Raw genomic sequence first — 21425 nt, 5'->3', positions numbered from 1 at the left:
TCGCGGACGGGGGGGCAAGATTATAGGGACAAAGCTGTCAGACGTTTGAACAGCTCGGCAATCCCGACCGCGTCGATATTGGCGAAGGCGATGCGAAGCTCGCCGCGTCCGGCGCCCTCGGGTTGGAACATCGTGCCCGGCAGCATCAGGATCGAGGCGTCATGCACCAGCCTGCGGGCAAGCTGATCGGACGGCATGGGATAGGGGTGTTCGACATAGGCGAAATAGGCGCCACAGCCCATCAGCCGCCAATCGGGCAGGTTGCGAAAGCCCGAGGTCATCGCGGCGCGGCGCGTCAGGATGTTCTGCCGTTCGCCCCCCAGCCAATGGCCAAGATGGCGCATGCCCCACAGCGCGCCGATCTGCCCAAGCTGGGACGGGCAGATGGCGACCGTATCGAGGAATTTCTCGACCTCGGCCAGCCGCTGGGTGCTGGCGACGACGGCACCCACGCGGTGGCCCGTCAGGCGGTAGGCCTTGGAGAAAGAATAGAGATGGATCAGCACCCGCGCCCAGTCGGGGTCACGGAACAGATCGTGCGGCGCGCCCATGCGGCTGTCGAAATCGCGATAGGTTTCGTCCAGCACCAGCGCGATGCCGTGCCGCCGTGCGATGTCGGCGAAGGCGGCGACCAGATCGGCGGGATATTCGACGCCGCCCGGATTGTTGGGCGTGACAAGCACGATGGCGCGGGTGCGCGGGCCGATCAGCGCCTCGGCCCGGTCGGGGTCGGGCAGCAGGTCGGGGCCGGTGGTCAGCGGAACCGCGCGGACGCCGGACATGCTCAGCCACATCTTGTGGTTGAAATACCATGGCGTCGGCAGGATCACCTCGTCCCCTGGCGCGGCGAGCGTGGCCATGACGGCTGTGAAGCCCTGATTGCAGCCTTGGGTGATCGCGACCTGTTCCGGTGCGATGCTGCCGCCATAGGCGCGCGACCATCGCGATGCGACTTCGGCCCGAAGTTCCGGCTTGCCCAGAACGGGGCCATAGAGATGCGCCGACGGATCGTTCAGCGCCGCCTCGGCCAGCGCCTCTCGCAGCGCGAGGGGCGGGGGATCGACCGGGGCGGCCTGGCTGACATTGATCAGCGGGCGGTCCTGCGGAAAGACGACCCCGTCCAGCCAGCGCCGCGCCTCCATCACCGGGGGCGCGAAGGTTGCGGCCATGGCGGGGTTCAGGTGCATCAATCCTTGCCGCGATAGGGCTGGACGTATTGCAGCGCCATATCCCACGGGAAGAAGATCCACGTGTCCTGACTCACCTCGGTGATGAAGGTATCGACCTGCGGGCGGCCCTGCGGCTTGGCATAGACGGTCGCGAAATGAGCCTTGGGATACAGCTTGCGCACCAGTTCCAGCGTCTTGCCGCTGTCCACCAGATCGTCCACGATCAGGATGCCGGTGCCGTCGCCCATCAGATCGGCCTGCGGCGATTTGGTCACGACCGCTTCGGCGCGGGACTGGTGGTTGTAGCTTTTGACGCTGATCGTATCGACCACGCGCACGTCAAGCTCGCGGCTGACGATCATCGCGGGAACCAGCCCGCCGCGCGTGATGCCGACCACCGCGCGCCATGCGCCATCGTCGGGGCCTTGGCCGTCCAGACGCCAGGCCAGCGCGCGGCTGTCACGGTGGATCTGGTCCCAGCTGATGTGGAACCCTTTTTCATGCGGAAGACGGTCGGCTGGAGCCATGGCTGGAACCTCTCAGGTCGTGGCGATCTTGATGCCCAGCGCGGCCAGAAGCCCGCCGAAGCAGCGGTCGATCAAGGATTTCGCGCCGATATAGATGCCCCGCATCCGCTGCAACGAAAATATCCGTGCAACGGCGGTGTTCCACACCGTTTCGGCCGTGAAGCTTACGGCCAGAAGGGCAATCAGAACCCAGACGGCCGTTCCCGCCGGGACCATTCCGATGAAGATCGCAGACAGGGTGACGGCAGGTTTGGGATTGGAAAGCTGCGTCCACAGGCCGAGGCGGAAGGCGGACAGGGCCGAGCGCGGGACTGGCGCGGCGGTCTGGACCAGCGGCTCGGACGCATGGCGCCACATCTGCACCGCCATCCAGACCAGATAAAGCCCGCCCGCGATCTTGAACGCCCAAAGCAGCGAAGGCGCCCAGACGAACAGGGCGGACAGGCCCGACAGCGCCAGCCCGCCCCAGATCACCGCGCCAAGCCCGATGCCCAGCGCAAGGAAGAACCCGGTCCGCATTCCTTCGGTCACGCCCGTGCGGGCCGACATCAGCACGGCTGGGCCGGGGCTGATTGCCCCCAGCGTCAGCAGCGTCGACACCGCAAGGAATGCGGCCAGCGTCATTTGTGGCCGGCGTCGATGTCGGGCGCGTCCACGGCCTTCATGCCGACGACGTGATAGCCCGCATCCACATGCAGGCATTCGCCCGTCACGCCGGATGCAAGGTCCGACAGCAGATACAGCGCGGATTTCCCGACCTCGTCCTGCGTGACGTTGCGGCGCAGCGGCGAGTTCAGCTCGTTCCATTTCATGATGTAGCGGAAATCGCCGATGCCCGATGCCGCCAGCGTCTTGATCGGGCCGGCCGAGATCGCGTTGCAGCGGATGCCGTCCTTGCCCAGATCCTCGGCGATGTATTTCACCGACGTCTCCAGCGCGGATTTCGCGATGCCCATGACGTTGTAATGCGGCATCACCTTTTCCGCGCCGTAATAGGTCAGCGTCAGAAGGCTGCCGCCATCCGGCATCATCGCCGACGCGCGTTGGCAGACAGCGGTGAAGCTGTAGACGGAAATGTCCATCGTCATGCGGAAGTTGGCCGAGGTCGTATCGACGTAACGTCCGCGCAATTCGTTCTTGTCGGAGAAGCCGATGGCGTGGACCACGAAATCCAGCTTGCCCCATTTTTCCTTCAGCGTGTCGAACAGCGCATCCATCGACGCATCGTCGGCGACATCGCATTCGACCATGATCTCGCTGCCGATCGAGGCGAGCAGAGGCTCCACCCGTTTCTTCAGCTGATCGCCCTGATAGGAGAAAGCAAGCTCGGCCCCTTGTTCGGCACAGGCCTTTGCGATGCCCCACGCGATCGACTTGTCATTTGCCAGACCCATGATGAGTCCGCGCTTTCCAGCCAGCAATCCGTTCGTCATCCGGCTTCACTCCGCCACGTTATCGTTATCTTGCGGGTTTAGGCTATACTTTTGGCCGCATCAAGCCGCGGCAACTTGCGTTTCCGGGACATTTGCCTAGGGTCCGCGCGAAACGAAGAACGAGGAGTGGCAAATGGTTGATAGGAGCGGAATATTCGCAGGCGAATCGCCGTTCGCCATTGCACGTGCCTGGCTTGCCGAAGCCGATGCGTCCGAGCCGAACGATCCCAATGCCATCGCCCTTGCCACCGTTGATTCTCTGGGAATGCCCAATGTCCGCATGGTCCTGCTGAAGGAAATCGAGGACGGGGGCTTTGTTTTCTATACCAATTACGAAAGCGCCAAGGGCGAGGAGATCGCGGCCTCCGGCAAGGCGGCCTTCGTCATGCACTGGAAATCGTTGCGCCGCCAGATTCGCGTCAGGGGCGAGGTCACGCGCGAGGAGGGTCCGCAGGCGGATGCGTATTATGCCTCCCGTTCGCTGCAAAGCCGGCTTGGCGCCTGGGCGTCGAAGCAGAGCAGACCGCTGAGCTCGCGCACTGCGCTGGTGGCCGAGGTTGCGCGCCAGACCGCACGGCACGGTGCCGCGCCCGCCCGCCCGCCGTTCTGGGGCGGTCTTCGCATCGTTCCGCAGGAGATCGAATTCTGGGCGGATGGGGCGTTCCGCCTGCACGACCGCTTTCGCTGGCGCAGGGATGGGGAGGATTGGGTAATCGATAGGCTCAACCCCTGAATTATTCGCCGGTCGGGCGGGTAGAAGTTACAATGTTCGCCTTAGGGGTGTTTTACGGCTTGCCAACGGATCGTGATGATCGCAAGCTTTCGCTCCTGGGGTCTTACCGAGGAAGACGGCTCTACTGATGGAAGATGTGGATAAGACCCTGCGTGTGGTGCAAGGTCGTGTAAAATGGTTCGACCCGGCAAAAGGTTTCGGGTTCATCGTAAGCGAAGATAATGCTTCCGACATCCTTCTTCACGCCAATGTCCTACGCAATTACGGTCAAAGTTCGGTTGCCGACGGCGCCGAGATAGAGGTCAGGGTTCAGGCGACGCAGCGCGGCGCACAGGCGGTCGAAGTGCTTTCGATCGAGCCGCCTCCGGGCATGGCCTTGCCGCTTGGCGATGGTGCGACGCTTGCGACGCCCGAAGAAATCGCTGCCTGCCCTATGGAGCCGGCGCGGGTCAAATGGTTCGACAAGGGCAAGGGCTTCGGCTTTGCCAACGTCTTCGGCCGCCCCGAGGATGTCTTTATCCACATCGAAGTGCTGCGTGTTTCGGGCTTTTCCGATCTGGGCGCGGGCGAGGCCGTCGCCCTGCGGATCATCGAGGGCAAGCGCGGGCGCATGGCCGTTCAGGTCGTCTCGTGGGAGGCTGCGGCCCGGTCCGGCGCATGAAGGCGGCGCTGGCCCTTGCCGCGCTGCTGATGCCCGCCTCTGCGCATGCGGGATGCCGCGCCGACACGGTCGAGTTGCGGGGCGACGGCGGCAGCGCGCGGTTTTCGGTCGAGATTGCGGATGATGCCGCGGAACGGGCACGCGGGCTGATGCACCGCGAATCGATGCCCCGGTCCGCCGGGATGCTCTTCATCTATGAACAGCCGCAATCCGTCAGTTTCTGGATGGAGAACACGCTGATCCCGTTGGACATGGTGTTTCTGGACCGCACCGGAACCGTTCGGCGCGTGCATGAAAATGCCAAGCCGCTTGATCGCACCGCCATCCCGGGTGGCGACGAAATCCTTGCGGTGCTGGAGATCAACGGCGGTCTTGCACGACGCATGGGCATCGCCCCGGGCACGCAGATGCGCCATCCGGCCTTTGGCGAAGCAGCCGTCTGGCCCTGCGCCGAATGAGGCTTTTCAAGGCGTGACAACCGCGATAGGAAGACGGCGTTCGGGGCGTAGCGCAGCCTGGTAGCGCGACGGTTTTGGGTACCGTAGGTCGGAAGTTCGAATCTTCTCGCCCCGACCATCTTCAGATGCAGAACCGATTGACGGGATTGGGCCGAGTTGACAGGCTCGGGTTCAATGCACGTCAAAGGTGAATACTGCATGTATATCCGTCCGAAGGGCCTGAAATATACTCGCTTCCTCCGCCGGCTTCATCGCCGCCATATCTTCGACTGGTATCTGGAGGTTGGGTGCAGGACCGGAACGACCATCGCCCCGTCGCGCAGCAAGACCATCGCGGTCGATCCGTTCTTCAAGATAGAGACCAACGTCATCGGGCAGAAACCGGCGCTGCATGTCATTCAGGATACCAGCGACGCGTTCTTCGGCACGGGGTTTCTGGGTGCCATTCAGGCGCGCCTGTCCTTCAGCTTTCTGGACGGTATGCACCTTTTCGAATATCTGCTGCGCGATTTCATGAATGCCGAGGCTGCAAGCAGACGAGAGGGGGTCATCGCGTTGCATGATTGCTGCCCATCCTCTCTGGGGATGACGACGCGCAATCTGGACAACATCCCGAAGGGCGAATGGACTGGGGATGTGTGGAAATTGATCCCGATCTTGCAGGAATTCAGGCCGGATCTGACGATCAAGGTTCTGGACTGCGCCCCGACTGGGCTGGTGCTGGTCAGCGGGCTGGACCCGGAAAATCTTGCGCTGAAGCAGAATTACGACGCCATCGTCGAACGCTACCGTGATCTTTCGATCGAGGAATACGGTCTTGGCAACTTCTATGACCGGATGAGTTTCGTGGATGCGCAGGACTATTGCGACGACGGGTTCCCGGATTTCGCACCCCTTGCCTTGCCCGAGGAGACGATGGTGATTCCAACCAGGATCACGCCCTGAGGCAAGCTGCCCGCAATGACGCGGGCAGCGCCGGCATCATTGCAGATAGGGCATCGGATCGACGCTTTCGAAGCCCTTGCGAACCTCGAAATGCAGGAAGGGCGAGGCGGCCTGCCGGACCACCGCAACCTTCTGCCCGCGCGAGACGGAGGCGCCCTTGGCCACCGTCAGCCCGTCGATCCCGGCATAGACGGTCAGCGTGTTGTCGGCATGGCGCAGCACGAGGATTGGCACCTGATCCGTATCGCGCGTGATCGCGGCGACCGTTCCGTCCGCCGCGGCCACGACGGACGATCCGGCGGTGGCGCCAATGTCGATCCCCTCATTCTTGCCCTTCTGGTATCCGCGGATGATGCTGCCGCTGGCGGGCATTGCGAAACGCGCGCTGCTGGTGCGCTGTTCGCCCATGGCGGGCGAGGCGGGGCCAGGCTGGGCCGCCGATGCCGGAATGGTCGCCTCCTGTGGCAGCGGATCGGCGGCCGAGGGCGGGACGGGTGCGGAAGATCCCGCGCCCGGCGCGCTGGGCTGTGCGGGGGCTGCGGCGGTCGCGACCGGGATCATCAGCATCTGCCCCTCGCGCAGCGACAGGTTCGCGTCCAGCCCGTTCCATTCGGCCAGCGCCTTGGGCGAGACGTTGTAGCTGCGGGCGATGGAATAGGCCGTCTCTCCGCGCGCGACGCGGTGCTGTGCGGGCTGCGGCGCGGCGGCGACGGGGGCGGCGGGCGCGGGGGCCGCGGCTTGCGACCGGTCGATCGCGCCCGAGGCCAGTTCCGTGACCGAGATCGCGCCCGTCGTGATCCCGCCCGAGACCGGGGCGGCGGCGGGTGCGGCACTGGCAACCCGGTTCGGCAGGGCGATCACCTCACCCCCGCGCAGGGGGGTGTTCGCGTCGATGGCATTGTAACGCGCCAGTTCCGCGGGCGTCGTGCCCACGCGCGATGCGATCGCGGCGACCGTTTCGCCCTGACGCGCGATCACGACCTGATATCCGGGATAGGAGATGATGCCCTGCGCATCCGCCTGCGGACGCGCCTGCGTCGCATTCAACGCCGCATCGCGCGTGTTCAGGCCGTTGCGGAAATCCCAGTCCATCGGCTGGTCGGAACAGGCGGCCACCAGGATGGCGACCGACAGCATGGAAATCGCACGCAGGCGCTTGTTGGAGATCATTGCCCTAACCTCTTGCTTGTGGCTTTTGCCATCGTTCATTCGGACCCCAGCCCTTCGACCAGCGGGACGAAGCGCACCGGGCGCATTTCCTCGTATTCGAAACCCGTCTCGTGCCGGGTGACCTTTATCAGGTTCTGCACGGCATCGGTCTGCCCCACGGGCACGACCATGATGCCACCGATCTTGAGCTGTGCCAACAGCGGCCCCGGCGGGTCCTCGGCCGCCGCCGTCACCAGAATGCGGTCGAACGGGGCCTGATCGGGCAGGCCGTGGCTGCCATCGGCGGCAAAGGCGGTGATGTTGGTCAGGTCCAGCTGGCGGAACACCTCGGTCGCCTCGCGCACCAGCCTGCGGTGGCGGTCGACGGTATAGACGCGCCGGGCCAGCAGCGACAGGATCGCGGCCTGATAGCCGGAACCGGTCCCGATCTCCAACACCTTGTCGCGGGGCGACAGTTGCAAGGCCTGCGTCATCAGGGCCACGACCGAAGGCTGGCTGATCGTCTGGCCGCAAGCGATGGGCAGGGGGGTATCCTCGTAGGCGCGTTCGGCGAACAGGCCCTTGACGAATGCGCCGCGGTCGATCCGCTCCATCGCCGTCAGCACGCGACCATCGGTGATCCCACGCGAGCGCAGCGCATAAAGGAAGCGCATCTTGCGTTCCGCGATGCCCTCGTCCTCGTCGGTCATGCCAGCGCGCGCTCCAACTCCGCCATGCGGTCATGTGCGGTCAGATCGCAGCGCATCGGCGTGATCGAGATATGACCGTCCAGATTGACCGCCGCATCCGTGCCCGGAGAGGCCGCCGCCTGCTGCGCGCCGCCCCTGATCCACAAGAACCGCTTGCCCGAGGGCGAGATATGCGGCTCGGTCGAAAAGCAGGTGCCGTGGCGGAATCCTTGCGGGGCCACGCGGATGCCCTTGGTGCCGGCTGCGGACATGGGCGGGAAGTTCACGTTGTAGAACAGGCGGTAATCGGCATCGTCCCACAACCCGTGATCCAGCAGTTTGCGGATGACGGATGCGCCATGCGTGCGGGCGCAGTCGAACGGGTCGGCCAGTTTCTGCGTCTCGGGCCCCATATACTGCGACAGGGCGATGGCCGGGATGCCTTGCAGCGCGCCTTCGATGGCACCGCCGATGGTGCCGGAATAAAGCACGTTCTCGCCCGAATTGTTGCCCCGATTGACGCCGGACAGGATCAGGTCCGGCTTTGCGCCTTCCAGCACGTCATGGATCGCGGCCAGCACGCAATCGGCGGGGCTGCCCTCGGCGGCGAAACGGCGTTCGTCCAGTTTCGCGATCAGCATGGGGTGGGTATAGCTGATGGCGTGACCGACGCCCGACTGCTCGAACGCGGGGGCCACGGTCCAGACTTCGCCGCCATCCCCTGCGATTTCGGTCGCGATCTGGGTCAGGACTTCCAGCCCCGGGGCATTGATGCCGTCGTCGTTCGTGATGAGGATGCGCATGGAAAGCCCTTCGTTTCCCCCTGATTAGACGAGGGGCGTCCGGGCGTAAAGCTTCGCGGGCCGCAGAATTCAGGCGGAACGGGCGCGGTCGCCGATGGCCTCGGCCAGATCCTGAAGATCGAAGGGCTTTTGCAACGTTCGCGTGCCCTGATACGCATCGTTCAGGCCAAGCGATCCATATCCGGTCGCGAATATGAAAGGCACGCCCCGGTCGCGAAGCGCGTCCGCGATGGGGAAGGACGGCTTGTCGGCCAGGTTCACATCAAGGACGGCAAAATCGAGCATTTCGTCGCGGGCAAGCGCCAGTCCGCGTTCGAGCCGAAGTGCAGGGCCGACGACTTCGAACCCCAGGTCGCGCAGATAATCCTCGATCATCATTGCGACGAAAAGCTCATCCTCGACCACCAGGACTCTCGGGGCCCTTTCAGTCATGATATTCATCACCTAACCAATCTTCACCGCATCGAGCCGGGCATCGAGTTCAAGCGCGAAACCTTCGGGCGCATAGCTCATGGCCACATCCGCGTCCAACTCGGCACCAAGTCCCCGTTCAATCACGTCCATCCCGAACCCCCTTCTTGTCGGGGGGCAGACCGGAGGGCCGCCACGTTCCAACCACGTCAACCGGAACCGCGGCGCGTTGTTCCCCTCGACACCCCAAGAAATCCGCACCGTCCCGTCATCATTGGCCAGTGCACCGTATTTCACTGCATTCGTCGCCAGTTCATGAACCGCAAGCGACAAGGCCAGTGCCTGTCTGCGGCCCAGCGCGACCTCCGGCCCGTTCAGATGGAACCGCTGGGCGCCCATCGGCTCCACGGCCGATCTCAGCACCGTCTCGACCGTTGTTTCGGCCCAGCTTTGCCCGGTCAGCACATCCTGCGCCCGCGACAGCGCGAGGATGCGCGCGGAGATGGACTCGCTCGCTTCCTTCAACGACGAGGATTGGCGCAGCGTATGGCGCACCACGCTTTGCACGGTGGCAAGCGAGTTCTTCACGCGGTGGTTCAATTCGTTCAGCAGGAATCGCTGATGTTCCTGCGCGCGAACGCGTTCCGTCACATCCATGCCCATCACGAGGATATGCGTGATCTGATCGCCCTCGTCTCGGATCGGCTGATAGATGAAGTCGAGGCTGCGCGTCTCCTCCCCACCGCTGCCGTCGCGGCGTAGCGAGACGGCGGTGCCGATGCCCACATGCGGCTCTCCGCTTTGGAAGGCGGCGTTCATCCGGGCCACGAACCCCTGCGCGACGACCTCTGGGATCGCGTCGGCAAGGCGCTGTCCGATCACGTCGCGCCCCCCGATCAGCTCGCGGTAGGCGGGGTTGGTGAACTCGAAGATGTGATCCGGCCCGCCAAGGATCGCGACGAAGCCGGGGGCCTGATCGAACATCCGGTGCATCCGCTGCATCTCGTCGATGCGGCGTCGTTCGGCCAGCACGCGGTCGGTCGTTTCCACGACGATGACCAGCGCCCCCGCCGGAACCCCGTGATCGTCGGGAACGGGGGAGTAAAACAGGTCGAGATAGACCTCCTCGGCCACCCCGTTGCGGTTCAGCATCATCAGCTGGTCCCGAAGGCTGAGCGCGCGGCCCGCAAGGCAGATGTCGATCATGTTCTGGTTGTGATCGGCGATTTCGGGCCATGCGTCACGGGCGGGCAGACCAAGGATGTCGGGATGCCGGCCGCCCGCGAAACGGGCATAGGCATCGTTGTAGATCAGGATCGCATCCGGCCCCCACATCATGACGATGGGGGTGGGTGAGCGAAGGACGATGGAGATGGAGGTCCGAAGGCTTTGGCCCCAGCCGATCACCGGGCCAAGCGGGGTTTGCGACCAATCCATACGGCGCATCAGGGTTTCGACCCCGCCACCGCCGGCAAGAAAGGCGAAGATGTCGTCCTGCTGGCTCAAGGTGGCTGACCCGTTCTAAGTCTTCGCGGCGACCTTAAAAGCCGCCGCGAAGGGATTCAACATACCTTATTGCCCAAGGGCTTGCTCGTATCGATCCGAGATTTCAGCCCAGTCCACGATATCCCACCATTTGCCAAGGTATTCGGTGCGGCGGTTGTTGTAGGTCAGGTAATAGGCGTGTTCCCAGACGTCGTTGCCCAGAAGCGGCGTGCCTTTCGTGTCCGCCACGTCCATCAACGGGTTGTCCTGATTGGGGGTCGAGGTGATTTCTAGCTCGTCCTGTTCATTCACGATCAGCCAGACCCAGCCCGATCCGAAACGGGCGGCGCCGGCCTTCTCGAACTCTGCGCGGAAGTCATCTTCCGATCCGAAGACGGTGGTGATCGCCTCCGACAATTCGGGCGACATCTCGCCCGTCTCGGCGGCGGGGGCCATGGATTCCCAGAAGAACGTGTGGTTCCAGTGTCCGCCCGCATTGTTGCGGATCGCGGGCGTGAAGGTCCCGGCACCGGCGACCAGATCCTCCAGCGTCGTGCCCTCGGGCGCGTCACCCGCCGCGATAGCCTTGTTCAGATTGTCGACATAGGTCTGGTGATGTTTGCCGTGATGCAGTTCCATCGTCTGCGCGTTGATGACGGGGTCCAGCGCATCGGCGGCATAGGGAAGTTCGGGGAGCGTGAAATCCTGCGCGAAGGCGGGCAAGGCGAAAAGCGAGGCGGCGAGGGCGGTACGAAACATGACGGCTCCTTTTTCGGGTCTGGGGCTCAACCGGGGATCGCGGGATCGGTTCCCGCGACATCATGGACAGGCGATGCGGGGCCGTGCCATCGTCGGGGCAATCGAACGGAGGCGATCATGAACGACATTCCGAATTCCCTTGCCGGGCGCGATCTGGCGCATGTGCTGCACCCCTATACCAACGCCCGCGCGCATGAACGCAACGGGCCGGTGGTGCTGGCGCGGGGGCAGGGCGTGCATGTCTTCGACGATGCGGACCGCGAATATATCGAGGCGATGTCGGGCCTGTGGAGTGTGGCCTTGGGCTTTTCGGAGCCGCGTCTGGTCGAGGCGGCGACGCGCCAGTTGCAGACGCTGCCCTTCATGCACACCTTCTCGGGCAAGTCGCACGAGCCGTCGATCCTGCTGGCCGAAAAGCTGTGCGCGATGACGGGGCTCGACCGGGTGTTCTTCACTAATTCCGGGTCCGAGGCGAACGATACCGTCATCAAGATGGTCTGGTTCCGCAACAACGCCATCGGCAAACCCGAGAAGAAGAAGTTCATCGCCCGCCTGAACGGCTATCATGGCGTGACCGTGGCTTCGGCCAGCCTGACGGGGCTGCCGGGGAACCATCGCGGCTTCGATCTGCCGCTGCCCTTCGTGCATCACGTGACGACCCCCCACCATTACCGTTTCGCCGACGAGGGCGAGAGCGAGGAGGCCTTCGCAACCCGTCTGGCCGAGGAACTGGAAGCGAAGATCGTCGCCGAAGGCCCGGAGACGGTCGCCGCCTTCATCGGCGAGCCGGTGATCGGTGCGGGCGGGGTTCTCGTGCCGCCGAAAGGCTATTGGGAGAAGGTGCAGGCCGTATGCCGCAAATACGACGTGCTGGTGGTCGCGGACGAGGTGATCTGCGGCTTCGGACGCACCGGGCGGATGTTCGGCAGCCAGACCTTCGGGATCGAGCCGGACATCATGGTGCTGTCGAAGCAGATCACCTCCTCCTATCAGCCGTTGGCGGCGGTGGTGTTCAGGGACGCGATCTATCAGGACATCGCCGATGGCAGCGCGGCCCTGGGCACGTTCGGCCATGGCTATACCGCATCGGGGCATCCGGTCGCGACGGCGGTGGGGCTGGAGAACCTTGCCATCATCGAAGAACGCGGACTGGTGGACCATGCCGCCGCGATGGGCGAAGTGCTGCGGGCCGGGCTGGCGAAATGGCAGGACCATCCGATGGTGGGCGAGGTGCGCGGCGTCGGCCTGATCGCGGCGGTGGAGTTCGTGGCCGACAAGCAGACGCGGGCGAAGTTCGATCCGATCGGCAAATTCGGGCAGGAGGTGTTCCGCGTGGGGCACGAGCATGGCCTGATCATCCGCGCGATAGGCGACACCATCGCCTTCTGCCCGCCGCTGATCATCACCGAGGAGGAGGTGCACGAACTGCTCCGCCGGTTCGAGGCCACCGTTCGGCAGGTCGCCGCCACCTGTCGGTGAGGCGCCCCTTGGCCCCGGCGCCGGCTGGGGATACGAAGGTGGACCAACCACAAGGATGACGCCCAGTGACCCCCGCCGCCCGCCTTTCCGCCGCCATTTCCGTGCTTGAACGCTGGCTGGCCGGGGTTCCCGCCGAGCAGGCGCTGATCAACTGGGCGCGGGGCAGCCGCTATGCCGGGTCGGGTGATCGGGCGGCGGTGCGGGATCTGGTCTTCGATGCGATCCGTTGTCGCCGCAGCTTTGCCGCGCTGGGCGGGGCGGATACCGGGCGGGGGCTGATCCTTGGCGGCCTTCGTGCGGCAGGCACCGATCCCGCGCCCTTGTTCACCGGCATCGGCCATGCACCCGCCCCGGCGACCGAAGAAGCGCGCGAGCCAACCGATCTGGAGGCGCTGGATTGCCCCGAATGGCTGGCCCCCCGGCTTCGCGATGCGTTGGGGCCGGATTTCGCCGGGGTGATGGAGGCGCTGCGCCACCGCGCGCCCGTGTTTCTGCGCGTGGCGCGCGGCTCGGTCCCCGAGGTGCGGGTGATGCTGGCCGAAGACGGCGTGACGACCGAGCCGCATCCGCTGGCCGAACGCGCGTTGAAGGTCACGGGTGGCGCGCGGAAGGTGCAGACCTCGCGCGCTTGGCAGGATGGGGTGGTGGAACTTCAGGACGCCGCCTCGCAGGCCGTGGTCGAGGCGCTGCCGCTGGAGGATGGCCAGACGGTGCTGGATTTTTGCGCGGGCGGCGGGGGCAAATCGCTGGCCATGGCGGCGCGCGCGCGGCTGCGGATTTCGGCCCATGACGCGGACCCGAACCGCATGCGCGATCTGCCGGTGCGGGCGGCGCGGGCAGGGGTGCGGATCGCCCGGGTGTCCACCGCCGACGCGCTGGATGACCGCTATGATCTGGTTCTGGCGGATGTGCCCTGCACGGGATCGGGCAGTTGGCGCCGCAGCCCCGAAGGCAAATGGTCGCTGACCGAAGCGCGGCTTGAGGAGCTTCTGGCGATCCAGGCCGAGATTTTGGACGTCGTCGCGCCGCTGTCGCGCGACTGGCTCGCCTATGTCACCTGCTCGTTGCTGCACGAGGAAAACGGCGCGCAGATCGACGCCTTCCTGTCTCGGCACGAAGGGTGGGAGCGGATGCGCGAAATTCGGCTCACGCCGCTGGATGGGGGCGATGGGTTCCATCTTTCGCTTCTGCGGCGCATCCCGGTTAATCGCTGATTAACTTTTCCGGGGCCGTAATGCTCGTCACCGCAGGAGGGGGCAATATGGCAGTTGCATCGGTAAGCTGGGCACAAAAGCTGAATGCGCGCGCCTTGGTCCTGCCGGGGCTGGCGGTGCTTTGCTTCGGCGCGGCGCTGCTGGTGCCGGACATGCGCCTGCGTCTGATGGCGATTGCCGCCGGGACGACCTTTGCCGCGCTGACGCTCTTGCTGCGCGCGCATGACGTCCTGACCGTCTGGCGGCGCGGCCGCGTGGATGTGCGGATGGCGAAGGTCACGGCGGATGACGACACGCCCTGTTTCGCGACCGACCGGCTGGGCCAGATCGGATACCAGAACCCCGCCGCCGAACGGCGGTTCGGGCGTCGCAGCGGCTCGACGCTGGTCGCGGCGTTGTCGGATCATTTCGCCAATCCCGGCTCGGTGCTCTATCGCCTTCAAGGCAAGGCCGCGATGCAGGGTGCCGCGCGCGAGGATGTGGTGACGCGCCATGGCCATACGCGGCTGTCGGTGCACAAGGTCGATGCCGACTCGTTCCTGTGGCGGCTGGAGGAATTCGTGGCCCCACCCGGCAACAGCCGCAGCGGCGAGGGGTTGAGCCTGCCGATGCTGGTCGCGAACCGTGCAGGGGTCGTGCTGTTTGCGAACGAGGCGGCGCGGCAGATCGTCGGCGTGCGGCCGCGGACGCTGGACAAGCTGTTCCTGTCGCAGCACCCCCGCAACGGCGAGGAGGTGACGATCGCGGGCGCCGACGGGCCGGTGCGGGCCATGCTGATCGAGGTTGCAGGCGCGGGGGAGCGGCGCGAAATCTATCTGACGCCGGTGACGGATGCCGCGCCGCGCGTGACGACCGATTTCGAAACGCTGCCGGTGGCGCTGATCCGGTTTTCGACCGACGGGCGGCTTGTCGCAGCCAACCGCGCCGCGCGCGAACAGGTGATGCTCGAAGCCGGAGAGCGGGTGATGCTGTCGGACCTGTTCGAGGGGCCGGGCCGTCCGGTGACCGACTGGCTGGCCGATATCGCCAGCGAACGCATCCCCGCCGGGGCCGAGGTTCTGCGCCTGCGCCGGGCCGAGGAGGATGTCTATCTGCAGGTCACGCTGCGCCGCGTCGTGGATCGCGGGCGCCCGGATGTGATGGCCGTGGTGATCGACGCCACCGCGATGAAGACGCTGGAGACGCAGTTCAACCAAAGCCAGAAGATGCAGGCGGTGGGGCAGCTTGCGGGCGGGATCGCGCATGATTTCAACAACCTGCTGACCGCGATTTCGGGGCATTGCGACCTGCTTTTGCTGCGGCACGATCCCGGCGATCCCGAATTTGCCGATCTGGTGCAGATTCACCAGAACGCGAACCGTGCGGCAAGCCTCGTCGGTCAGCTTCTGGCGTTTTCGCGCAAGCAGACGCTGAAGCCGGAACGGCTTGAATTGCAGGAGGTTCTGTCGGATCTGACGCATCTTCTGAACCGGTTGGTCGGTGAACGGGTCAGCCTGTCCCTCGTGCACGGGATGGACCTTGGCGCGGTGCGGGCGGACAAGCGCCAGCTTGAACAGGTGGTGATGAACCTCGTGGTCAATGCGCGCGATGCGATGCCCTCGGGCGGGGTGATCCGGATCGAGACGGAACGGCTGCGGCTGGAGCATGACATGTGCCGCGACCGCGCCGCCGTGCCGCCGGGCGATTACGCCGCGATCCGCGTGATCGACGCCGGCGTCGGCATTCCGGCCGAACGGCTGGACAAGATTTTCGAGCCGTTCTTCACCACCAAACGCGTGGGCGAGGGGACGGGGCTGGGCCTTTCCACCGCATATGGCATCGTCAAGCAGTCGGGCGGGTTCATCTTCGTCGACAGCGTGGTGGGCGAGGGCAGTGTGTTCCACATCTATCTGCCCATCCACGACGATCCACCCGAGGCGGTGCCGGTCGCGCCGAAGCCGGCGGTCCTGCGGCAGGGGGGCGGCGTCGTGCTGCTGGTCGAGGACGAGGCACCGGTCCGCGCCTTCGCCTCGCGTGCGCTGCGGCTGCGCGGGTATACCGTGCTGGAGGCCGAGAATGCCGAAGCGGCGCTGGCAATCCTGGAGGACGAGGCGCTGGAGGTCGATGTCTTCGTGACCGACGTGGTCATGCCGGGGATGGACGGGCCGACATGGGTGCGGATCGCGCTGGAAAAGCGTCCGGGTGCGCGGGTGATCTTCGTTTCGGGCTATGCCGAAGAAAGCTTCCCCGAATCGCAGACGCGGATTGCGAATTCGGTCTTCCTGCCCAAGCCCTTCTCGCTCAACGATCTGACGACGACGGTTCAGGCGCAGCTTTCGTAGATTTCGTAATCCGCAGCGAAGGTTGTGCGCAGCAGCCCTTCCGCCTCCGGCGAGAGGGTCAGATCGCCGGGCGGCGAGACATTCAGACGCGGCAATTCGATGCGGCGGGCGAGGCGATCCTCCAGAAATGCCGTCAACGCGTCGATCCTGTCATGGCGAAACAGGTGATCGGTGGTGCGGTCTTTCGCCCTCAGGAAATGCGCCTGCGAGCCGATGTCGGCGAAGACCGGGCGCGGTGTGGTGGCATAGGCGCGCACGAATGCGTCGAAGGTGATGTTGGCAGTGGATTTCTCGGGGTCCACGCCGTCACGCCTGCGATAGCGGAACCAGCTTCCCAACCAGTCGCGCGGCTCGCGGATCAAGGCGACGGTGGCGAAATCCTCGCCGGTGGCCGCCCGCAGATAGGGGGCGATGAACCGTTGGTAACGATACAGGGTCGTGTGTTTCAGCAGCGGGGGCCGCATGGCGATAAGTGCGGCGAACGGCTCCAGCGCCGCTTCGATCGCCGTCGATCCGGTCTTGGGGGTGGCAAGAAAGGCCAGGCGCGGTTCCCACAGTATCAACATCTTTCGGCGAATCCCTCAGGTTGTAAACGGAGCGTTAACCCTTTTCCTGTGCTGTGTGGTTGCGGAAAATGGGTTGAATTGTTCTTGTTTTGATCTCATATAGCAGAACAACAGACGAACATCGGGCAAGATTGCCGGGCGCCCGCGGCTGTGCGACAAGGGATATCCGATGGCAACTGCGAACCTCTTCGATTTGAACGGAAAGCGCGAGATGGACAAGGCAAAGGCGCTCGAAAGCGCACTGGCTCAGATCGAACGACAGTTCGGCAAGGGCTCTATCATGAAGCTCGGGCAGGACAATGCCGTGCTGGATATCGAGGCGACGTCGACCGGCTCTCTGGGCCTCGATATCGCGCTTGGGATCGGCGGGCTGCCCAAGGGGCGGATCATCGAGATCTATGGGCCGGAAAGCTCGGGGAAAACCACGCTGACGCTGCATGTTGTGGCCGAGGAGCAGAAAAAAGGCGGCGTCTGCGCCTTCGTCGATGCCGAACATGCGCTGGACCCGCAATACGCCAAGAAACTGGGCGTGAACCTTGACGAGCTGCTGATCTCGCAGCCCGATACGGGTGAACAGGCGCTGGAGATCGTGGACACGCTGGTTCGTTCCGGTGCGGTCAGCCTGATCATCGTCGATTCGGTTGCGGCCCTGACGCCGAAATCGGAAATCGAGGGCGACATGGGCGACATGCAGATGGGTTCGCAGGCCCGTCTGATGAGCCAGGCAATGCGCAAGCTGACCTCGTCCATCGGCAAATCGAACTGCATGGTGATCTTCATCAACCAGATCCGCATGAAGATCGGCGTGATGTTCGGCAGCCCCGAGACGACCACGGGCGGAAACGCGTTGAAATTCTATGCCTCGGTCCGTCTGGATATCCGCCGCACCGGCGCGATCAAGGACCGGGACGAGGTGATCGGCAACTCTACCCGCGTGAAGGTGGTGAAGAACAAGGTCTCGCCCCCGTTCAAGGAAGTCGAATTCGACATCATGTATGGCGAGGGGATTTCCAAGCTGGGCGAACTGGTGGATCTGGGCGTGAAGGCCGGCGTGGTCGAGAAGTCGGGTTCGTGGTATTCCTTCGGGGACGAGCGGATCGGGCAGGGGCGCGAGAATGCCAAGGGCTTCCTGAAGGCGAACCCCGCCGTCGCCCAGTCCATCGAGGACAAGGTCCGCGCGGCACACGGGCTGGATTTCAGCTTCAAGCCGGGCGCGGATGACCTGACCGAGTGACCGAACGGCCCTTTGCGCTTGCCCGCAAGGGGCCGATCCCTTTAAACGGGTCGGAAGCTAGAAGACAGGGGCCATCATGCCGTCGCTGAACGATATCCGATCCACTTTCCTCGATTTCTATGCGCGCAACGGCCACAAGGTCGTGCCGTCCAGCCCGCTGGTCCCGCGCAACGATCCGACGCTGATGTTCGCCAATTCCGGCATGGTGCAATTCAAGGACTGCTTCACCGGGGCCGAGACGCGCGATTACGTTCGGGCGACCAGTGCGCAGAAATGCGTGCGGGCGGGGGGCAAGCACAACGATCTGGACAATGTCGGCTATACCGCGCGGCACCACACCTTCTTCGAGATGCTGGGCAATTTCAGCTTCGGCGATTACTTCAAGGAGGGCGCGATTCCCTATGCATGGGAATTGCTGACCAAGGATTTCGACATTCCGAAGGACCGGCTGCTGGTCACCGTCTATCATACAGATGACGAGGCGGCGGCGATCTGGAAGAAGGTTGCGGGGCTTTCGGACGACCGGATCATCCGCATTCCGACCAGCGACAACTTCTGGCAGATGGGGCCCACAGGCCCCTGCGGTCCCTGCACCGAGATTTTCTTCGATCACGGCGACAAGATCTGGGGCGGTCCCCCCGGCAGCGCCGACGAGGATGGCGACCGTTTCATCGAGATCTGGAACCTCGTCTTCATGCAGAACGAACAGTTCGCGGACGGCTCGATGCGCGCGCTCGACATGCAGTCGATCGACACGGGCATGGGGTTGGAGCGGATCGGCGCGCTGCTGCAGGGCAAGCACGACAACTATGACACCGACCTGATGCGCGCCTTGATCGAGGCGTCGGCACATGCGACGTCGAGCGATCCCTACGGGCCAGGCAAGACGCACCATCGCGTCATCGCGGACCACCTGCGTTCGACTTCGTTCCTGATCGCGGATGGCGTGATGCCGTCGAACGAAGGGCGCGGTTACGTCCTGCGCCGGATCATGCGCCGCGCGATGCGTCATGCGCATCAGCTTGGCGCCCAGGACCCGGTAATGCACCGTCTGGTTCCGGCGCTGGTGCGGCAGATGGGCGCGGCCTATCCCGAGTTGACCCGCGCGCAGGCGTTGATCGAGGAAACGCTGCGGCTGGAGGAGACGAAGTTCCGCCAGACGCTGGATCGCGGCTTGCGCCTGCTGGATGACGAGCTTTCGGCACTGCCTGAAGGGTCGGCGCTTCCGGGCGCGGCGGCGTTCAAGCTCTACGACACCTACGGCTTCCCTCTGGACCTGACGCAGGACGCGCTGCGCGAGCAGGGCCGGACTGTCGATACCGAAGGCTTCGACGCGGCGATGGCCGAACAGAAGGCCAAGGCGCGCGCAAGCTGGGCGGGTTCGGGCGAGACCAAGGACGCGGCGATCTGGTTCGATCTGTCGGACGAGCATGGCGCGACCGAGTTCCTTGGCTATGACACCGAAAAGGCCGAAGGGTCGATCCTGTCGCTGGTGAGTGCGGGTGCGGCGGTCCTGAAGGCGGTGGCGGGCGACAAGGTGCAGATCGTGCTGAACCAGACGCCGTTCTATGCCGAATCGGGCGGGCAGGTCGGGGATGCAGGCATCCTGCGGACCAGCACCGGCAGGGCGCGCATCACTGACACGCGCAAGGCCCAAGGTCTGTTCCTGCATGTGGCCGAGGTGACGGAGGGCGAGATCGCCGCCGGACAGGGCGCCGAGTTGGAGGTTGATCACGCCCGACGCGCCTCGATTCAGGCGAACCATTCGGCGACGCACCTGCTGAATGAGGCGCTGCGGCGGGTGCTGGGCGATCACGTGGCGCAGCGCGGCTCGCTGAATGCGCCGGATCGGCTGCGCTTCGATTTCAGCCACTCCAAAGCACTGAGCGCCGAGGAGATCGCACGGGTCGAGGCCGAGGTGAACGGCTTCATCCGTCAGAATGGCGAGGTGACGACCCGCATCATGGCGCCCGACGACGCGCGGGCCCTTGGTGCACAGGCGCTGTTCGGCGAAAAATATGGCGACGAGGTTCGCGTCGTGTCGATGGGCACGCTGCCGGGATCGGCCAAGGGCACCGATGGGCAGACCTATTCCGTCGAGCTTTGCGGCGGCACCCATGTCGCGCGTCTGGGCGAGGTGGGGCTGTTCGTTTTGCTGGGCGATTCCGCATCCTCGGCCGGCGTGCGGCGGATCGAGGCGCTGACGGGCGAAGGCGCGCTGGCGCATTTGAACGAGCAGATGAAGCGGCTTGCCGAAGTTGCGTCGCTGCTGAAAGCTTCGCCCGCCGAGGTGGTCGAGCGCGCGAAGGCGCTGGTCGAGGAACGCCGGAGCCTTGCGAACGAGCTCGCGCAACTGCGCCGTGAGGCTGCGATGGGGTCGGGCGATGCAGAGGTGAAAGACATCGGCGGTGTGAAATTCCTGTCGCGTATCGTTTCCGGCGTCGCGGGCAAGGATCTGCCGGGGCTGATCGACGAGATGAAATCCTCGGTCGGTTCGGGCGCGGTCCTGCTGATCTCGAATAACGACGGCAAAGCGGCGCTTGCGGCTGGCGTCACGGCGGATCTGGTCGAGCGGTTCTCGGCGGTCAGCCTTGTGAAGGCGGCGGCGGAGGCACTTGGCGGCAAAGGCGGCGGTGGCCGTCCTGACATGGCACAGGCAGGGGCGGCGGATGCCTCCAATGCCGAAGCCGCAGTGAAAGCGGTGGAAGCCGCATTGGAGGGTTGATGTCTGCACTCTGGATCGCGCATGTCGAAGTGACCGACGCGGAAAGCTATGCCCGTTACGCCCAAGGCGCGACGGGCGCTATTGCGGCCCATGGCGGTGTGTTTCTGCACCGCTCGGGCCGCTATGTGCAGCTTGAGGGGAACGAGCGCGCGCGGAACGTCGTCGTGCGCTTCCCTTCGGTGGATGATGCGGTGGCTTGCTATAATTCCGCCGAGTATCAGGCCGCCTTGGCCCACGCCAAGGGCGCATCGGTGCGCGATCTGGTCGTGGTCGAGGAAATTGAAGCCTGATCAGCGCAGGATCGTCAGCTTCAATGCAACGAAGATGACGATCATCCAGACAGTGACAAAGCCGAAGGCCGCCATGAGCGACTTCGGCTTTGCTATTGCTGCGGCCGAGTTGCGGAACTCGGCCATTAGCGGGGGCGGAATCATTCGCAGCACCAGCGCGATGCCAAGCGGCACAAGAATCAGATCGTCGATATAGCCCAAGACCGGGATGAAATCGGGAATTAGGTCGATGGGGCTGAGCGCGTAGGCGGCGATGAAGCCCGCCAGAAGCTTTGCGCCGACAGGTGTGCGGCGGTCGCGGGCGGCGATCCACAACGCGACCACGTCGCATTTCTTGCGTTTCGCCAAAGATTTCAAGTCATTCCACATATGAA

Annotated in this window: 22 protein-coding genes and 1 tRNA gene; 11 read left to right on the top strand and 12 right to left on the bottom strand. The window is 64.6% G+C overall.

Features of this window, described 5'->3' with window-relative positions:
* Positions 1–20: 20 nt before the first annotated feature.
* From E2K76_RS00255 to fabI, 4 genes are read right to left on the bottom strand one after another with little or no spacing between them, the layout of a single operon-like run.
* Positions 21–1187 (bottom strand): aminotransferase, encoded by a 1167-nt coding sequence (locus E2K76_RS00255; RefSeq protein ID WP_136682126.1) that lies wholly within the window; start codon positions 1185–1187, stop codon positions 21–23.
* On the bottom strand, positions 1187–1696 hold the full coding sequence (gene gpt / locus E2K76_RS00250) for a xanthine phosphoribosyltransferase (RefSeq protein WP_136682123.1): 510 nt from the start codon (positions 1694–1696) through the stop codon (positions 1187–1189). The genes E2K76_RS00255 and gpt overlap by 1 nt, the downstream gene beginning before the upstream one ends.
* A gap of 12 nt (positions 1697–1708) precedes the next feature.
* Complete coding sequence (locus E2K76_RS00245) at positions 1709–2320, bottom strand: LysE family translocator (RefSeq protein ID WP_136682120.1); 612 nt, start codon at positions 2318–2320, stop codon at positions 1709–1711.
* Positions 2317–3129, bottom strand: coding sequence for an enoyl-ACP reductase FabI (gene fabI / locus E2K76_RS00240; protein WP_136682117.1), 813 nt, complete (start codon positions 3127–3129; stop codon positions 2317–2319). Before fabI ends, E2K76_RS00245 begins: the two co-directional genes overlap by 4 nt.
* Before the next feature lie 133 nt (positions 3130–3262).
* Between fabI and pdxH the strand changes: the two genes are divergently transcribed.
* The 5 genes from pdxH (at position 3263) to E2K76_RS00215 (ending at position 5926) form a co-directional block, all read left to right on the top strand.
* Positions 3263–3862: a pyridoxamine 5'-phosphate oxidase gene (pdxH, locus tag E2K76_RS00235; RefSeq protein WP_136682114.1), complete on the top strand. Its 600-nt coding sequence runs from the start codon at positions 3263–3265 to the stop codon at positions 3860–3862.
* A gap of 127 nt (positions 3863–3989) precedes the next feature.
* The gene (locus E2K76_RS00230) at positions 3990–4523 is read left to right on the top strand and encodes a cold-shock protein (RefSeq protein WP_394343919.1); all 534 of its coding nucleotides are present in this window, start codon (positions 3990–3992) and stop codon (positions 4521–4523) included.
* Entirely contained in the window at positions 4520–4981 is a 462-nt protein-coding gene (locus E2K76_RS00225; protein ID WP_136682109.1) for a DUF192 domain-containing protein, read from the top strand. Before E2K76_RS00230 ends, E2K76_RS00225 begins: the two co-directional genes overlap by 4 nt.
* A 41-nt stretch (positions 4982–5022) precedes the next feature.
* Positions 5023–5099 (top strand) — tRNA-Pro (locus E2K76_RS00220).
* Between the two features lie 80 nt (positions 5100–5179).
* The gene (locus tag E2K76_RS00215; protein ID WP_136682107.1) at positions 5180–5926 is read left to right on the top strand and encodes a class I SAM-dependent methyltransferase; all 747 of its coding nucleotides are present in this window, start codon (positions 5180–5182) and stop codon (positions 5924–5926) included.
* Positions 5927–5962: 36 nt separating this feature from the next.
* Here E2K76_RS00215 and E2K76_RS00210 read toward each other — a convergent pair whose 3' ends face one another.
* The 6 genes from E2K76_RS00210 to E2K76_RS00185 all read right to left on the bottom strand — a co-directional run bounded on the left by E2K76_RS00210 (position 5963) and on the right by E2K76_RS00185 (position 11222).
* On the bottom strand, positions 5963–7063 hold the full coding sequence (locus tag E2K76_RS00210; RefSeq protein WP_136682613.1) for a LysM peptidoglycan-binding domain-containing protein: 1101 nt from the start codon (positions 7061–7063) through the stop codon (positions 5963–5965).
* A gap of 68 nt (positions 7064–7131) precedes the next feature.
* Positions 7132–7785, bottom strand: coding sequence for a protein-L-isoaspartate(D-aspartate) O-methyltransferase (locus tag E2K76_RS00205; protein WP_136682104.1), 654 nt, complete (start codon positions 7783–7785; stop codon positions 7132–7134).
* A complete protein-coding gene (gene surE / locus E2K76_RS00200) occupies positions 7782–8567 on the bottom strand; it encodes a 5'/3'-nucleotidase SurE (protein WP_136682100.1) in 786 nt (261 codons plus the stop codon). The genes E2K76_RS00205 and surE overlap by 4 nt, the downstream gene beginning before the upstream one ends.
* A 69-nt stretch (positions 8568–8636) precedes the next feature.
* A complete protein-coding gene (locus tag E2K76_RS00195; protein WP_136682097.1) occupies positions 8637–8999 on the bottom strand; it encodes a response regulator in 363 nt (120 codons plus the stop codon).
* 12 nt (positions 9000–9011) lie between these two features.
* Positions 9012–10484, bottom strand: coding sequence for a sensor histidine kinase (locus E2K76_RS00190; RefSeq protein WP_136682094.1), 1473 nt, complete (start codon positions 10482–10484; stop codon positions 9012–9014).
* Between the two features lie 66 nt (positions 10485–10550).
* On the bottom strand, positions 10551–11222 hold the full coding sequence (locus tag E2K76_RS00185; protein WP_136682091.1) for a superoxide dismutase: 672 nt from the start codon (positions 11220–11222) through the stop codon (positions 10551–10553).
* Between the two features lie 117 nt (positions 11223–11339).
* Between E2K76_RS00185 and E2K76_RS00180 the strand changes: the two genes are divergently transcribed.
* The 3 genes from E2K76_RS00180 to E2K76_RS00170 all read left to right on the top strand — a co-directional run bounded on the left by E2K76_RS00180 (position 11340) and on the right by E2K76_RS00170 (position 16236).
* Complete coding sequence (locus E2K76_RS00180; RefSeq protein ID WP_136682088.1) at positions 11340–12701, top strand: aspartate aminotransferase family protein; 1362 nt, start codon at positions 11340–11342, stop codon at positions 12699–12701.
* Between the two features lie 65 nt (positions 12702–12766).
* Entirely contained in the window at positions 12767–13915 is a 1149-nt protein-coding gene (locus E2K76_RS00175) for an RsmB/NOP family class I SAM-dependent RNA methyltransferase (RefSeq protein ID WP_136682085.1), read from the top strand.
* Between the two features lie 47 nt (positions 13916–13962).
* The gene (locus tag E2K76_RS00170; protein ID WP_136682083.1) at positions 13963–16236 is read left to right on the top strand and encodes an ATP-binding response regulator; all 2274 of its coding nucleotides are present in this window, start codon (positions 13963–13965) and stop codon (positions 16234–16236) included.
* Here the strand turns inward: E2K76_RS00170 and E2K76_RS00165 are convergent.
* On the bottom strand, positions 16218–16802 hold the full coding sequence (locus E2K76_RS00165) for a hypothetical protein (protein WP_136682080.1): 585 nt from the start codon (positions 16800–16802) through the stop codon (positions 16218–16220). The two genes, E2K76_RS00170 and E2K76_RS00165, sit on opposite strands and share 19 nt — an antisense overlap.
* A gap of 169 nt (positions 16803–16971) precedes the next feature.
* On the opposite strand from E2K76_RS00165, the gene recA reads away from it, so the two are divergent.
* The 3 genes from recA (at position 16972) to E2K76_RS00150 (ending at position 21051) form a co-directional block, all read left to right on the top strand.
* A complete protein-coding gene (gene recA / locus E2K76_RS00160; protein WP_136682078.1) occupies positions 16972–18036 on the top strand; it encodes a recombinase RecA in 1065 nt (354 codons plus the stop codon).
* A gap of 76 nt (positions 18037–18112) precedes the next feature.
* The gene (alaS, locus tag E2K76_RS00155; protein ID WP_136682075.1) at positions 18113–20761 is read left to right on the top strand and encodes an alanine--tRNA ligase; all 2649 of its coding nucleotides are present in this window, start codon (positions 18113–18115) and stop codon (positions 20759–20761) included.
* Entirely contained in the window at positions 20761–21051 is a 291-nt protein-coding gene (locus E2K76_RS00150; RefSeq protein WP_169053163.1) for a DUF1330 domain-containing protein, read from the top strand. The genes alaS and E2K76_RS00150 overlap by 1 nt, the downstream gene beginning before the upstream one ends.
* Here the strand turns inward: E2K76_RS00150 and E2K76_RS00145 are convergent, their stop codons facing one another.
* Entirely contained in the window at positions 21052–21420 is a 369-nt protein-coding gene (locus tag E2K76_RS00145) for a YkvA family protein (RefSeq protein ID WP_136682070.1), read from the bottom strand.
* Positions 21421–21425 lie beyond the last annotated feature (5 nt).

The sequence above is a fragment of the Falsirhodobacter xinxiangensis genome (genome assembly GCF_004959935.1).
GTDB classification, from domain to species: Bacteria; Pseudomonadota; Alphaproteobacteria; order Rhodobacterales; family Rhodobacteraceae; genus Falsirhodobacter; species Falsirhodobacter xinxiangensis.
This window is presented reverse-complemented; position numbering and strand designations above follow the sequence as displayed.

What these genes read in the sequence shown, in the direction of transcription:
- E2K76_RS00215 (WP_136682107.1), top strand. Translation starts at nt 5,180, where the DNA reads ATGTATATCCGTCCGAAGGGCCTGAAATATACTCGCTTCCTCCGCCGG.
- E2K76_RS00180 (WP_136682088.1), top strand. Translation starts at nt 11,340, where the DNA reads ATGAACGACATTCCGAATTCCCTTGCCGGGCGCGATCTGGCGCATGTG.
- E2K76_RS00145 (WP_136682070.1), bottom strand. Translation starts at nt 21,420, where the DNA reads ATGTGGAATGACTTGAAATCTTTGGCGAAACGCAAGAAATGCGACGTG.
- pdxH (WP_136682114.1), top strand. Translation starts at nt 3,263, where the DNA reads ATGGTTGATAGGAGCGGAATATTCGCAGGCGAATCGCCGTTCGCCATT.
- E2K76_RS00205 (WP_136682104.1), bottom strand. Translation starts at nt 7,785, where the DNA reads ATGACCGACGAGGACGAGGGCATCGCGGAACGCAAGATGCGCTTCCTT.
- E2K76_RS00245 (WP_136682120.1), bottom strand. Translation starts at nt 2,320, where the DNA reads ATGACGCTGGCCGCATTCCTTGCGGTGTCGACGCTGCTGACGCTGGGG.
- E2K76_RS00165 (WP_136682080.1), bottom strand. Translation starts at nt 16,802, where the DNA reads ATGTTGATACTGTGGGAACCGCGCCTGGCCTTTCTTGCCACCCCCAAG.
- E2K76_RS00255 (WP_136682126.1), bottom strand. Translation starts at nt 1,187, where the DNA reads ATGCACCTGAACCCCGCCATGGCCGCAACCTTCGCGCCCCCGGTGATG.
- surE (WP_136682100.1), bottom strand. Translation starts at nt 8,567, where the DNA reads ATGCGCATCCTCATCACGAACGACGACGGCATCAATGCCCCGGGGCTG.
- E2K76_RS00185 (WP_136682091.1), bottom strand. Translation starts at nt 11,222, where the DNA reads ATGTTTCGTACCGCCCTCGCCGCCTCGCTTTTCGCCTTGCCCGCCTTC.
- alaS (WP_136682075.1), top strand. Translation starts at nt 18,113, where the DNA reads ATGCCGTCGCTGAACGATATCCGATCCACTTTCCTCGATTTCTATGCG.
- E2K76_RS00170 (WP_136682083.1), top strand. Translation starts at nt 13,963, where the DNA reads ATGGCAGTTGCATCGGTAAGCTGGGCACAAAAGCTGAATGCGCGCGCC.
- E2K76_RS00230 (WP_394343919.1), top strand. Translation starts at nt 3,990, where the DNA reads ATGGAAGATGTGGATAAGACCCTGCGTGTGGTGCAAGGTCGTGTAAAA.
- E2K76_RS00225 (WP_136682109.1), top strand. Translation starts at nt 4,520, where the DNA reads ATGAAGGCGGCGCTGGCCCTTGCCGCGCTGCTGATGCCCGCCTCTGCG.
- E2K76_RS00210 (WP_136682613.1), bottom strand. Translation starts at nt 7,063, where the DNA reads ATGCTGTCGGTCGCCATCCTGGTGGCCGCCTGTTCCGACCAGCCGATG.
- E2K76_RS00195 (WP_136682097.1), bottom strand. Translation starts at nt 8,999, where the DNA reads ATGACTGAAAGGGCCCCGAGAGTCCTGGTGGTCGAGGATGAGCTTTTC.
- E2K76_RS00150 (WP_169053163.1), top strand. Translation starts at nt 20,761, where the DNA reads ATGTCTGCACTCTGGATCGCGCATGTCGAAGTGACCGACGCGGAAAGC.
- fabI (WP_136682117.1), bottom strand. Translation starts at nt 3,129, where the DNA reads ATGACGAACGGATTGCTGGCTGGAAAGCGCGGACTCATCATGGGTCTG.
- gpt (WP_136682123.1), bottom strand. Translation starts at nt 1,696, where the DNA reads ATGGCTCCAGCCGACCGTCTTCCGCATGAAAAAGGGTTCCACATCAGC.
- recA (WP_136682078.1), top strand. Translation starts at nt 16,972, where the DNA reads ATGGCAACTGCGAACCTCTTCGATTTGAACGGAAAGCGCGAGATGGAC.